The organism is Sphingobium sp. C100, from assembly GCF_000508185.1.
Taxonomy (GTDB): Bacteria; Pseudomonadota; Alphaproteobacteria; order Sphingomonadales; family Sphingomonadaceae; genus Sphingobium.
The window spans coordinates 1-12,460 of the sequence record NZ_AYOY01000167.1; the positions used below are offsets into that span (position 1 = coordinate 1).

Annotated in this window: 12 protein-coding genes; all 12 read left to right on the plus strand. The window is 64.9% G+C overall.

The annotated features are described in order from the left end of the window. The coding region (locus tag C100_RS40760) for a DNA -binding domain-containing protein (protein ID WP_024020864.1) at positions 1–181 on the plus strand (181 nt) is incomplete at its 5' end. Between the two features lie 119 nt (positions 182–300). After that, positions 301–567 (plus strand): helix-turn-helix transcriptional regulator, encoded by a 267-nt coding sequence (locus C100_RS40765; protein ID WP_024020865.1) that lies wholly within the window; start codon positions 301–303, stop codon positions 565–567. A gap of 7 nt (positions 568–574) precedes the next feature. Continuing rightward, on the plus strand, positions 575–1,468 hold the full coding sequence (locus C100_RS40770; RefSeq protein WP_024020866.1) for a replication initiator protein A: 894 nt from the start codon (positions 575–577) through the stop codon (positions 1,466–1,468). A 256-nt stretch (positions 1,469–1,724) separates the two neighbouring features. Further along, positions 1,725–2,246 (plus strand): DUF2840 domain-containing protein, encoded by a 522-nt coding sequence (locus tag C100_RS40775; protein ID WP_024020867.1) that lies wholly within the window; start codon positions 1,725–1,727, stop codon positions 2,244–2,246. Then, positions 2,243–2,812 carry a S26 family signal peptidase gene (locus tag C100_RS40780; protein ID WP_024020868.1) on the plus strand — a complete coding sequence of 190 codons (570 nt, stop codon included), beginning with the start codon at positions 2,243–2,245 and terminating at the stop codon, positions 2,810–2,812. Before C100_RS40775 ends, C100_RS40780 begins: the two co-directional genes overlap by 4 nt. Beyond that, positions 2,803–3,135 carry a DUF736 domain-containing protein gene (locus C100_RS40785; RefSeq protein ID WP_024020869.1) on the plus strand — a complete coding sequence of 111 codons (333 nt, stop codon included), beginning with the start codon at positions 2,803–2,805 and terminating at the stop codon, positions 3,133–3,135. The genes C100_RS40780 and C100_RS40785 overlap by 10 nt, the downstream gene beginning before the upstream one ends. 195 nt (positions 3,136–3,330) lie before the next feature. Continuing rightward, positions 3,331–4,005: a lytic transglycosylase domain-containing protein gene (locus C100_RS0125080; RefSeq protein ID WP_052028339.1), complete on the plus strand. Its 675-nt coding sequence runs from the start codon at positions 3,331–3,333 to the stop codon at positions 4,003–4,005. Between the two features lie 304 nt (positions 4,006–4,309). Next, positions 4,310–6,040 carry a relaxase/mobilization nuclease domain-containing protein gene (locus tag C100_RS40790; RefSeq protein WP_024020871.1) on the plus strand — a complete coding sequence of 577 codons (1,731 nt, stop codon included), beginning with the start codon at positions 4,310–4,312 and terminating at the stop codon, positions 6,038–6,040. A 19-nt stretch (positions 6,041–6,059) separates the two neighbouring features. Beyond that, entirely contained in the window at positions 6,060–8,090 is a 2,031-nt protein-coding gene (locus tag C100_RS40795; RefSeq protein ID WP_024020872.1) for a conjugal transfer protein TraG, read from the plus strand. Continuing rightward, a complete protein-coding gene (locus tag C100_RS40800; RefSeq protein WP_024020873.1) occupies positions 8,087–8,503 on the plus strand; it encodes a CopG family ribbon-helix-helix protein in 417 nt (138 codons plus the stop codon). Before C100_RS40795 ends, C100_RS40800 begins: the two co-directional genes overlap by 4 nt. A 233-nt stretch (positions 8,504–8,736) precedes the next feature. Then, positions 8,737–10,326, plus strand: a complete 1,590-nt coding sequence (locus tag C100_RS40805; protein ID WP_024020874.1) for an ATP-binding protein — start codon at positions 8,737–8,739, stop codon at positions 10,324–10,326. 153 nt (positions 10,327–10,479) lie between these two features. Further along, positions 10,480–12,444: a Druantia anti-phage system protein DruA gene (locus tag C100_RS40810; protein ID WP_235219118.1), complete on the plus strand. Its 1,965-nt coding sequence runs from the start codon at positions 10,480–10,482 to the stop codon at positions 12,442–12,444. Positions 12,445–12,460: the final 16 nt, after the last annotated feature.

The window sequence follows — 12,460 nt, forward strand, 5'->3', positions numbered from 1 at the left end:
CGGCCTGCAGGGGGGCGCCACGCAGCGGGAGCTGGCCACATCGCTGATCCACCAGAAGGTTCGTCGCTACAGCGCCGCAGACTGGGTTGAAAGCAGAGAACGCAAGCGGGTGCGCCGCTGGATCGCCGAAGCCGTCGAGCTGCGCGACGGCGGCTATGTCCGCCTGCTGCGTGGCGGCTGAGGGGGACGTTTTCACGCCCACCGGCGCTGTCCCTTCTTTAGACAGCGGTCATTTCGCCATCATCGCCTCCTGACCGCCGGCCTTCCTTGCGGACGCCGGCCATCACCAGGAGGATCATCATGACCGAACCTGTGGCCGTTACCACACCGCGCTACCTCAAGACGCCCGATGCGGCGATACATCTCGGCTTGTCAGCCCGAACACTGGAAAAGCATCGCTGTTTCGGGACCGGTCCGGTGTTTCGCAAGCTGGGCGGCCGCATCGTCTATGCGATCGACGACCTCGAAGCCTGGGCGGCGCTGGGCACCCGTCGCTCGACCTCCGACACTGGCAACGGCGTGGTCCATCCCGCCAAGCGCCTGCCCACCGATTGCGTTCGGCGCTGACAGGCCCATGCAGGCTGCACGCCCCCATTCCGGTCGAACCAGCGCCGAGCGGACGCAGCTCGAGCTGTTCCGCTCTGTCCCCGGCGACCTTGCCGCGCGCGACGCTCAGGACCTGATGTCCTGGCCCTTCTTCAGCTTGGCCAAGACCAGACGGCAGGCACCGATCGACTTTCGCATGGGTGCGACATGGATCTCGGTCGAGGCCGTCCCCGAGCATGGCATGGCAACGATCTGGGATGCCGACGTGCTCATCTGGGCCGCCAGTCAGCTCGTTTCGGCGCGGGATGCAGGGCGGCCGACCTCGCGGCTGATGATGACGACGCCTCACGAGATACTGGCATTCACCCGGCGCGGCACGGGTAAGGCGAGCTATGAGCGGCTGAAAGCAGCGCTCGACCGGCTCCAATCCACCACCGTCGCCACATCGATCCGACAGGAGCACCAACGCCGACGCCATCGCTTCTCATGGATCAACGAGTGGCGCGAACTTGCGGATGGCAACGGCCGTGCGCTGGGCATCGAACTGATCCTGCCCGACTGGTTCTATGCCGGCGTTCTCAATCGCGCGCTCGTGCTGACGATCGACCGTGCCTATTTCGACCTGACCGGCGGCCTTGAACGCTGGCTCTACCGCCTCGTGCGCAAGCATGGCGGGCGGCAGACGGGTGGCTGGAGCTTCGATGTCCCGCACCTCCATCTCAAGTCGGGCGTGCTCTCGCCGCTGCGCCGCTTCGCGTTCGAGCTACGCGCCATCGTCGCCCGCCAGCCGCTCCCCGGTTACATTCTCGCCCTTGAACATGCGCTCGGCCGCGACCGGCTGAACTTCACACCGGTTCCGGTCGATCCGTTCGATGCCGCTATGCGCCGCGTCGGTCTCAAGCCTGTGGCGAACCGGCCATGAGACACGGACTATCAGGAACGCCCGGAGTCGGACGATCAGGAACGCGAAACACGGACTATCGGGAACACTTTTTCCCCGAAAACCCGCAGAAAACAGCGCCGAATCGGCCCCTCTCTAACTATCCTAATAGAAAAGAATCCTTCGGATTCTTGCTAACGACGCGCGCGGCTGTGGAAGGCACGGCGCCGTTCGGCCAGCGGCCCGCCCGCCGCCATCGCGCAGCGCCCATCGCGACACTTATCCCCGGAGACAATCGATGACCGACGACCGACCCCCGGCCGTCCGCCCCGGCGGCGCGTCCAGCGCGCTCACCCGCGACGGCCTCACCCATGTCGAGTTGACCTGGATCGAGAAGAAGCTGGAGCACTGGATACGCTTCGGCCGCATCGCGGAGGATCGCGTCCTGACACGCCGAACGCGCGTCGTCGGCTTTCGGCCAGGTGCGATTTTCGCCTTCGTGCGCTGGGCGTCCAACGACTTCGGCACCATCGTCTCGCGTATCGACGTGGTGCGCGCGGTGGCGGCGAATGAGCCCTACACCACGCTGCCCTTCGTGCGGCCGGGAGGCGATATTCTGCTCAAGATCGAAGGCTGGCCGAAGGTGAGCCAGGTGCTGGCCGCGATCGATGCTGTGGAGGCCGCCGGTGTCGATCCGTGCGACGCCGCGCCCGATCACTGGCGGCATGTCCACCAGCGCATCGCTGCCGGACAACAGCCACGGCTCTACACGGCCGAGCGCCATACCGCCTGGCTCAAGCGCCGGGAGATCGAAGGATGACCCGCGGCCGCTACGCCCTGGCAACGGCCATCGCCGCGTCGGCTTTCGCGGTCTCGTTCGTCGCTGTCGCCATCGTCCATCCGCGGCCACGTCTCGTCTGGAACGCCAGCGCCAGTGCGCCGATCGGTCTCTATCGCATCCAGCCCGACCGCGATCCGCCCACGGGCGCACTGGTCGCTGCCATGCCGCCCGCCGGACTCGCGCGCTGGCTCGCCGGGCGCGGCTATCTGCCCGCCGGGCTGCCACTGCTCAAGCACATCGCCGCCAAGGCCGGACAACGCATCTGCCGGCACGGCGCTGTCGTGAGCATCGACGCGCGTCCCGTCGTCATCGCCCGCGCACGCGATGGCCGAGGTCGCCCACTCCCGGTCTGGCACGGCTGTCACACGCTGCAAGCTGGCGAGCTGCTGCTGCTCAACCCGGCGGTCCCGGACAGTCTGGACGGCCGCTATTTCGGCCCGCTGCCGACGTCAGTCGTCATCGGACGCGCCCTGCCGCTGCATCTCAGCCCGCCCTCCGCAACGCTTTCACCCGTCAAGCCCGAAGGAGACCGACCATGCCCGTGAACATCTTTGAGCCGACCGACAACGGTTATGCCGGCCGCATCCGGTTGTTCGCGATCGACGAAGCGATCCTGCTCGTTCCGGCCGAACCGAGCGACGCCGAGAACGCGGCCGATTACCGCATCCATCTTGACGACGCGGACGGTCCGATCGTCGGTTTCGCCCGCAAGCGCACCAGCGAACGGGCCGGCGACTACATCGCGCTGGAAATCGAAAGTCCGCTCTTTCCGCGTTGGCTCAAGCCCAAGCTGTTCCGCGCGGATGCCGAGGGCCGGACGTTCCGGCTGTCGTGGCGCCACCCGCGATCGAGCCAGGACCGGAGCTGATCGGTGTCTGACCCGATCATCCCCATGTTCGCGGATAAGCCGTCTCATCCCTCCGTCCCGCTCGGTCCCGGACCGGCCGGTGCGCGCAGCAAAGGTCAAGGGCGGCCACCGGCCGGCGCTCAGCGCGCACCGTTTACCGAAGCGAGCACATTGGCAGGCTGGCGGCGAAGCGGAGTCGGATCGCTTGTCGGCCTGATGATCCTGCTGCTGGCCTCGCCTGGCGCGGTGCTGGCGCAGAATGCGCTGGCTGGAGAGACAACCGCGAGCACCCCCTATGCCGCACCCATCGCCGAGGCGGCGCAGCGCTTCGACATCCCCGAGCGCTGGATATGGGCCGTGATGCGCGCGGAGAGCAATGGCGACCTCCGCGCCGTCTCCACGGTCGGGGCGATGGGGCTGATGCAGATCATGCCCGCCACCTGGGTCAGCCTGCGCGCACGTTATCGGCTCGGTTCCGACCCGTTCGACGTGCGCGACAACATTCTGGCGGGCGCGGCTTACCTGCGCGAAATGTACGACCGTTATGGCGACGTGACCGCCATGCTGGCCGCTTACAATGCTGGCCCTGGCCGCACCGACGAATATCTTTCGCGCGGCCGTCCGCTGCCTGTAGCCACGCGCACCTACATCGCGAACTTGACGTCGATCACCGGTGGTTCGGACGACACCCAGCTCGCAGTCGCGCAGCCGCCTGATCCCTTTGCCTGGCGCCGCGCGGCGCTGTTTCCGGCACGCGCGAGTGGGTCTTCTACTGCCGCCACCGCACGTTCGGAAGGTGCGCCGACCGTTCCGTCGGCCGTCGCCGCGGGACCTGTCGCGTTTCGCCAAGCCAGCTTGTTCGTCCCGCTTTCCGACGAGATCGCACGATGATCGCGCATGATCGTCAGCGTTTCGGCCGTCCATTTGCCGTCAGTGACGGTATTCACGCGCCCTGGCGTTGCCAGTCGCAGCGTGGCCCAGCGCCGGAAGGGAGAAGGCTTCAGCTTTTGCAGGGGAAGGGTCGAGGGCAAGATAAAGGGCGGCAATGTGCGAAGCCCTTGCGCCCCGGTCGTAGCCTTGATTCTCAAGGCTTTTGGGCATTGCTGCGCAATGTGTGCGGAAATCCCGCACTGTGCGGCACTATCCGAAACTCAGTTTCCGCCTCGGTTTTTCGCACTGTGCGGAGCGCCGCAGCATGAGTGGCGACGAGAATTTCCGCATTCGGCCTGGCCGCATCCGCTCGCGTGGCAGCCAACGTGCGCGGCCGATCATCGCGCAGGCGCTTGCCGCCGCGCAGCGCGCCGGCGGCCATATCTCGCGACGCGGCCGGATCATTGCGCCGGGCCGTTCGACCTTCGGCCGGGGCCGCGTTGCCAGCCTGAGCGCCACGCACCGGCTCGGCCACCGATCGCGCCAGGTCGTCGTCAAGGCGCGGGTGGTCCGCCACGGCGGCCGCGCCTCGCTCGCGTCGCACCTCAACTATCTGCAACGCGACGGCGTCACCCGCGACGGCGAGAAGGGCGTGTTGTTCGGCGCCGATGCCGAGGGCCTCGATCGTAACGCATTCGCCGCGCGCTGCGAGAACGACCGCCATCATTTCCGCTTCATCGTCTCGCCCGAGGATGCGCCCGACATGGGCGACCTCAAGGGCTTCACCCGTGAGCTGATGACGCGAATGGAAAAGGATCTCGGCACCAGCCTCGACTGGCGGGGTGTCGAGCACTGGAATACCGACAATCCCCATATCCATGTCATCGTGCGCGGCGTCGCCGAAGACGGTCAGAACCTCGTTATCTCGCGCGACTATATCGGCGAGGGAATGCGCGCCACCGCGCGCGAGATCGTCACCCGCGAGCTGGGACTGCGCAGCGACCTCGACATCCGCGCCTCGCTGGAGCGGCAGGTCGACGGCGAACGCTGGACCGAGATCGACCGCGACCTGTCACGCACGATGCAGCGCGATGGGGTGATCGACATGGCACCCGAGGCCAGCATGCGCCGGGACGGCGACCATGTGTTGAAGATTGGACGGCTGCGCAAGCTGGAGGGGCTCGGCCTCGCCAGCGAGATCGCGCCGGGTCAGTGGACGCTTGCGGACAATGCGCAGGCCGCGCTGCGCGAGCTGGGCGAGCGCGGCGACATCATCAAGCGGATGCACAAGGCGATGAGCGACCGCGGCGTTGACCGGGGCGCCGCCAGCTATGTGCTCGAACCCGATCCCGCCCAGCCCGTCATCGGCAAGCTGGTCGACCGCGGGCTCCATAACGAGCTGACCGGCCGCGCCTACGCGATCGTCGACGGGATCGACGGACGCATCCACCATGTCCAGTTTCCCGACATCGAGGCGACCGGCGATTGCAAGCCCGGCGCGATCGTCGAGCTCCGCCGCTTCGAGGACCGCAAGGGCCGCCAGCGGGTGGCGCTTGCCGTGCGATCAGACCTGGATTTGCCGGGACAGGTCCATGCGCCGGGAGCCACTTGGCTCGACCGCCGTAACCTGTCGAGCGAAGGCCGCGATCTCGGCGGCGGCTTCGGGACCGAAGTGCGCGCGGCGATGGAAGCGCGCGCCGAACATCTCGCTGATATCGGCCTGGCGCGGCGACAGGGGCAACGCATCATTTTCGCGCGCGGCCTGCTCGATAGGCTGACACGCCGCGAACTGGATACGGCGGCCAAGGACCTGTCGACCGAAATCGGTCTGCCGCACACGCCGTCCAAGGCCGGCGAATATGTCGCCGGCACCGTGCGCCAGCGCCTCACGCTCACCTCGGGCCGCTTCGCCATGATCGACGACGGCCTGAGTTTCCAACTCGTTCCCTGGACCCCCTCGCTCGACCGCCAGATCGGCAAGCACATCTCCGGCGTCATGCGCGGCGACGGCGGCGTGGACTGGTCGCTCAGCCGAGGCCGGGGACTCGGGCTGTGACCTTCCAGGGAGATTGAATATGCCCGCCAGCAAGATTCTGTGGGGCCAGGTCATCACCGTCCTCATGATCATCGTCGTGACCGTCTGGATCGCTACCCAATGGACGGCCGCGGCGCTCGACTATCAGCCGCAGCTCGGCCCGCCCTGGTTCGTCGCCTTCGGCTGGCCGGTCTATCCACCTTATGCCTTTTTCGTCTGGATGTTTTTCTACGACGCCTATGCGCCCAAGATATTCGAGACCGGCGCGCTGATCGCCGGCTCCGGCGGCTTTCTCGCCTTCATCGTCGCCATCGCCATGTCGGTGCGCCGCGCCCGCGAACTGAAGAACGCGGAGACCTATGGCTCGGCCCGCTGGGCGGAGCGCCGGGAAGTGGAGGCTGCCGGCCTGCTCGGGCCGAACGGCGTCACGCTCGGGCGGCTCGGACGCGATTATCTGCGTCACGACGGACCCGAGCATGTCCTGTGCTTCGCGCCGACCCGGAGCGGCAAAGGGGTTGGCCTGGTGATTCCGACGCTGCTGACCTGGCCGGAGAGTTGTATCGTCCACGACATCAAGGGCGAGAACTGGCAACTCACTGCTGGCTTTCGCGCACGCCACGGCCGCGTGTTGCAGTTTGATCCCACCGACGCGCGCTCGGCCGCTTACAACCCGCTTCTCGAAATCCGCAAGGGCGCCCTGGAGGTGCGTGACGTGCAGAACGTCGCCGACGTGCTGGTCGATCCCGAAGGCAGCCTTGAGAAGCGCAACCACTGGGAAAAGACCTCCCATGCGCTGCTGGTCGGCGCGATCCTGCACGTCCTCTATTCCGGCGAGAACAAGACCCTGGCCGGGGTTGCCGCCTTCCTGTCGGACCCGCGCCAGCCGATCGAATCCACCCTGCGCGCGATGATGACCACGCCGCATCTCGGCGAGGCTGGCGTCCATCCCGTGGTGGCCTCCGCCGCGCGGGAGTTGCTCAACAAATCGGCCAATGAGCGATCCGGCGTGCTCTCGACCGCCATGTCGTTCCTCGGCCTCTATCGCGATCCGGTTGTCGCCGAGGTGACAAGCCGCTGCGATTGGCGCATCGCCGATCTGGTTGAGGGAACGCTGCCCACCACGCTCTACCTCGTCGTCCCGCCCTCCGACATCTCACGCACCCGGCCGCTGATCCGGCTCATGCTCAATCAGATCGGGCGGCGCCTCACCGAGGATCTGAAGCCCGCGGCCGAGCGCCACGAGTTGCTCATCATGTTCGACGAGCTACCCTCCGAAGGGCGTTTGGACTTCTTTGAAAGCCAGCTCGCCTTTATGGCGGGCTACAAGATCAAATGCTTCCTGATCGCGCAGTCGCTCAACCAGATCGAGAAGGCTTACGGCCCCAACAACGCGATCCTCGATAACTGCCATGTCCGGGTCTCGTTCGCCTCGAATGACGAGCGCACCGCGAAGCGTATCTCCGACGCGCTCGGCACCGCCACCGAGATGCGCGCTATGAAGAACTACGCCGGCCACCGGCTGTCCCCGTGGCTGGGACATCTGATGGTGTCGCGCTCCGAGACCGCCCGCCAGCTCCTCACGCCCGGCGAGGTGATGCAGCTCCCGCCCGACGATGAGATCGTCATGGTCGCGGGTGTGCATCCGATCCGCGCCAGGAAGGTTCGCTACTTCAAGGATCGGCGGTTCACCGAGCGGGTGCTGTCGCCGCCGGACCCGAAGGCCGGCCTCGGCAAGCTGCGCCCCGATGACTGGAGCGATATGCCGCCGATCGCGGCGCCGCAGATGCCGGAGCCGACCGAAGATAAGGCGCCGAAGACACCGAAGAAGAAAAAGGCCGCCAAGAAAGCGGCAGCGGAGGACGATGCCGGGAATGCCGACGTCCGCCGCGAACCGGACATGGAGCGCCACATCGACATCGCGCCGCCGCCGGTTCCAGCGCCCGCCAACGAGTTCGAGCTGGACGATCTGGAACCCGATACCGACGCGGCGCGGCAAGCGGCGGTGCGGCGACAGATACAGGGCATGGCGCGGCAGGCGTCGCTCGATCCTGAGGACGGCATCGAGCTATGACCACCAAGACGCCATTCTCGGTCTATCTCGACCCCGAGCTGATGCAGGCGCTCGCCGCCTATGCCGACCGCCGGGGCAAGTCGCGCTCGCTGGTCGCCGAGGCGGCCATCGCATCCTTCCTGTCGCCCGATGCCGACGAGCAGCGCGAGGCGGCCATCGCCAAGCGGCTTGATCGGCTCGACCGGCGCCAGACGCGGCTGGAGCGCGATGTCGGGATCGGCGTGGAGATGATCGCGCTGTTCGTTCGCTTCTGGCTGTCGAACACACCGCCGCCGCCCCAAACGGAGCGCGCCGCGATGCGCCGCCAGGGTGGTGATCGATACGACGCCTTCATCGAAGCGTTGGGTCGTCGCCTCGCGAAAGGTCCGAAGGTTCGGCAGGAGATCGGCGAGGATATGGAAGCTGCATCATAAATGACGGGTCATGGGACAGGCCGGAACGGCAGGGTTCGGGGCGCTTGCCGAGAGCAGCCGCTCAATGCTGTAAACCGGCGGGCCAACTGCGCGCGCCATCTCGATTGTTTCGTGCACAGGTGGCCACTGCAGCAAGGTTTATATTTGTAAATGTTCAGTAGACGAGCACGAGAGCTACCCTCTAGAATCACTATGTTTACTGGAGTCAGTAGCTAGACACCGAAAGAGTTCCTATGACCCCACAGTCTCATCAAAGTGTAACGCAACGTGTAATCGCCGATATTTCGGCGCAGGCTCGATATGCCGCGCAAAAGCATAAGGCCGGAAAACTAGGACTGACCGTGCCGGACGCATTTGTCCGGGGCATTCGTCATCTCGGATATCGCAGCAACGTCGAAGCGATCGCCGAACTCGTTGATAACGCCATCCAAGCCTATGCAGAGCATGTCGACATCGTCTTCGGCTACGAAGGAACCGAGTCAAAAAAGAAACCAACTCAGATCGCGGTTCTCGACGATGGACACGGGATGACGCCGGACATGATCCAACTTGCGATGATGTGGGGCGGCACACATCGGGAGAATGATCGATCCGGCCTGGGTCGATACGGTTATGGATTGCCCTGTTCGACGATGAGCATCGGCAAGCGCTTCACCGTCGTCTCGAAGGTCGCCGGAGGCCTTGCCAAACAGGTGACACTTGATCTCGATGAACTCAACGGTGGCAAATATACCGACGACGACGGCGATACGGTTATACCCTCACTGTGCGATGCCCAAATTCCAGATTTTCTGACGGACTATATTGACCGGTTCTATCCCGATGGTTGGAATTCTGGAACGATCGTTTTGATCGAGAAGCTCGATCGCCTCGACTGGGCGACGACGCTGGGCTTCGCAAAGCATTTGAACCGGCAATTCAGCGTCACATATCACAAGCTCTTAGCGTCGACCCTCATCTCTATCGATGGCGACCCCATCTCGCCGACTGATCCTCTCTTCCTGAATTCAAGTGACCTGCTTTGCCAGATTGATGACGATCGAGCCGTCGAGCTTGAACCCGTAAAGTTCGACGTCGCCATGTCGGGCGGCTTCGGCAAGGTATTTCTCCGCTACTCCTATCTACCGCCGAGTTTTGCTTCGATCGACAAGAACAGGGATGCCGTCGGGCTCAACGCCAACGAAAGATTTCCTGTCCTGAAAGATTATCACGGCATCATCTTCAGCCGGAACGGTCGCCTCATCGACTGCAAGACCAAGACACCTTGGACCACCTTCATCAACAACGATCGCTACATCCGGATCGAGGTTGAATTCCCGGCGTCCCTTGACGAACTTTTCGGCGTGACGACGGCGAAGCAGCAGATCTCAGTGTCGCCGGAAATGTGGGACCGGCTACGCGAGGCCGGGCTGGTCAAGGCAATCGAGCAACTTCGCGGCAGGGTTCGATCGCTGAAAAGCGAGCGCGCCCGCACCCCAGCCATCGCTCCCACGTTCGAACGTAGCAATCCTCGAAGTTCGATCGGGCGATCACAACCGACTGTGCATTCGGAGATTCAGCAGAAGGGCGCCCCCCCCTCTCTCCTCCTACGTACAAGCAGCGGCGCGCTCGGCATCAACCTGGCCCACCCGGCATTCGGCGGCGGCGACCAGCCGGATCCGGTCGCACTCCAAGACGCGCTCGAAGCCCTGCTTCATGTCCTCGACGTTAGAGGTCGCGAGCGCTCGGCCGCGCGGCGACAGATCATCTCCGAAATACTCAGCGACTGGAGCCAGTCGCTCGACCCGGACCTCTCATCTATCGCGAACATTTTATCTCCTTGAATCCGTCAGGTTCCGCGCTCAAGCGCGCTGGAGTTCCACCCCGATCTTTGGCATAATCGGGCTAGGAGAACGTTTTGTGCAGGGGGATTGCGATTGATGTCGGAAGGGAAGTTGCGGTTGAGTCCAGGGCAAGTGCGAACCGTATCCCCTTTCTTGCGCATCGATCAGAAGCGGGAGTTTCGCAGCCTCCTAACGTTCGAAGGCGCACCCCAACCTTCTTTCGCCGAGGAACTGCGCACGCTGGCGCGTCGCTATATTGATGATGGCGAGAGCCGGAAGCTCCGCACCGTCTGTCTTCTCGTCGCCGATCTCTTCGAGCAAGGCTGGCGCGTTGCCGTCGAGGACGATCACATTCTCTTCGAGGCGCCAGGCATCACGCGGCAATCGGAGCAGTCGGTCGACGACGTGAAGCGCCGCGTTCGCGACGCACTGCAGGCCGCCCGCCAACGGCAACTACGGGAACCGTCCGTCGAAGCCTTCCTCCGGCGCATGGAGCGCCGCACGCTCCGCGCGCCCGGGGTGCGGAGTTGCGTCCTCGATCTGGTCGACAACGGGTCCGACCTCGCCACCGAGTTCCGACGGATCGCGTCCCTTCCCACCGATCAGCAGGAGGCGGCGTTGGCCGACGTCGTCGATCCCGTCGTCGAGATCTGCAGGGCACGTGACCGCTGCTCGGCGACCGGCTTGCCGCTCAACGACATATGGCGCTACTTCCGCCACACTTGGGCGCACGAATATCGCCCCATCCCCGGCCGCCAGTTGCTGGTGTTGATCCGGAACGCTGCTCGCCCAAACCGCCCCGTCATGGGCATCGCCATGCTCGCGAGCCCTGTCATGCGGGTCACAGCCCGCGACCGCTGGATCGGTTGGCTCCGGGAATCGATGGAGGCGCGCTTCCTCGCCGGTGAATGGGCACCCGAAGATATCGCCAAGGCATTCCTGGACCGGATCGATGCGTCGATCGCCAATCTGCGGTGGGACGACCTCGCGTCAAAAAGCGAGATTCGCTCGCCAGTAGAAACGACGATCCTGCGGTTGGAGCAGAAGGCCTCGGGCGCGGCCTACTCGCGCGAACTCCAGCTACGCGCCCATTATGAGGACAACCGGGCCGCCGACGGTAGCGTCCGGCCGATGCGCGGCAACGTGAAGGACGCGCAAGGAGATACCGACTGGCGCGCGGCGTCCGAGGATCTACTCTTCGTGCGCAAGCGAGCCGAGCTTCTGGCGCAACTCCTGTTTGCCAAGCAGACGTTTCGTGCGGCCGGCCTCGCAAAGAAACCGCGCGCCGCGATCGAGCAGCTTCTCGCCGCCAAGACAGGCCAGCGCGCGATCGACATCACCCTGACCGAATTCCGCAAGGCCGGCCTGTCGAGCCAGGTCGCCGACGTCAGCATTTGCGGCGCGATCCATCCCTACAACGAACTGCTCGGCGGGAAACTCGTCGCGTTGCTCCTCGCCTCGCGCGAGATCCACGATTACTACGCCGAACGATACGGTTCGCAGATCAGCGTCATCGCTTCACAGATGGCGGGGCGGGCAATCTCCAAGCCCGCCGACCTCCGAATCCTCACGACGACCAGCCTCTACGGCGTGGGCTCAAGCCAATATAACCGGCTTGTACTGCGCGCGAGCGATCACCCCGATCTAGGCCATGATGTCCACTGGGACGCCATCGGCAAGAGCCTGACCGGCGGTTACGGCACGCTTCACCTCGGCAAAGAGACGGCGCATGCGCTGCGACAAATGGCGCAGGCCCGCCACGACTCCCGGCGTGTGAACAACCGCTTCGGTGAGGGAACCAGCCCCCGACTTCGGCAAATCAGGGAAGGCCTCGATGCGCTCGGCATCGACAGCGACGCCATCCTGCATCACGCTAACCCACGCCTCTTCTACGCTTGCGAACTCGGCTCGGCATCGCGCGATACACTACTCGGGATGCACACCGAACCGCCATCGCTGTCTAGCGCTGCGTCGATCAGCGCGGCGTGGCGCCGACGCTGGTTGCTGGCGCGATCCAGGCGGTCGCAAACCCTGGCCGCCATCGAGAAGCTCGGCCCGCAAAGCGTGCACGCGGCGTTGATCTCGCCGGCGTCTGATCCGTCACTGCTCCCGATCTGATACCGACCGAAAGCAC

Coding starts and splice junctions, on each gene's coding strand:
- C100_RS40775 (WP_024020867.1), top strand. CDS start 1,725: ATGACCGACGACCGACCCCCGGCCGTCCGCCCCGGCGGCGCGTCCAGC.
- C100_RS40795 (WP_024020872.1), top strand. CDS start 6,060: ATGCCCGCCAGCAAGATTCTGTGGGGCCAGGTCATCACCGTCCTCATG.
- C100_RS40800 (WP_024020873.1), top strand. CDS start 8,087: ATGACCACCAAGACGCCATTCTCGGTCTATCTCGACCCCGAGCTGATG.
- C100_RS40805 (WP_024020874.1), top strand. CDS start 8,737: ATGACCCCACAGTCTCATCAAAGTGTAACGCAACGTGTAATCGCCGAT.
- C100_RS40770 (WP_024020866.1), top strand. CDS start 575: ATGCAGGCTGCACGCCCCCATTCCGGTCGAACCAGCGCCGAGCGGACG.
- C100_RS0125080 (WP_052028339.1), top strand. CDS start 3,331: ATGATCCTGCTGCTGGCCTCGCCTGGCGCGGTGCTGGCGCAGAATGCG.
- C100_RS40790 (WP_024020871.1), top strand. CDS start 4,310: ATGAGTGGCGACGAGAATTTCCGCATTCGGCCTGGCCGCATCCGCTCG.
- C100_RS40785 (WP_024020869.1), top strand. CDS start 2,803: ATGCCCGTGAACATCTTTGAGCCGACCGACAACGGTTATGCCGGCCGC.
- C100_RS40765 (WP_024020865.1), top strand. CDS start 301: ATGACCGAACCTGTGGCCGTTACCACACCGCGCTACCTCAAGACGCCC.
- C100_RS40780 (WP_024020868.1), top strand. CDS start 2,243: ATGACCCGCGGCCGCTACGCCCTGGCAACGGCCATCGCCGCGTCGGCT.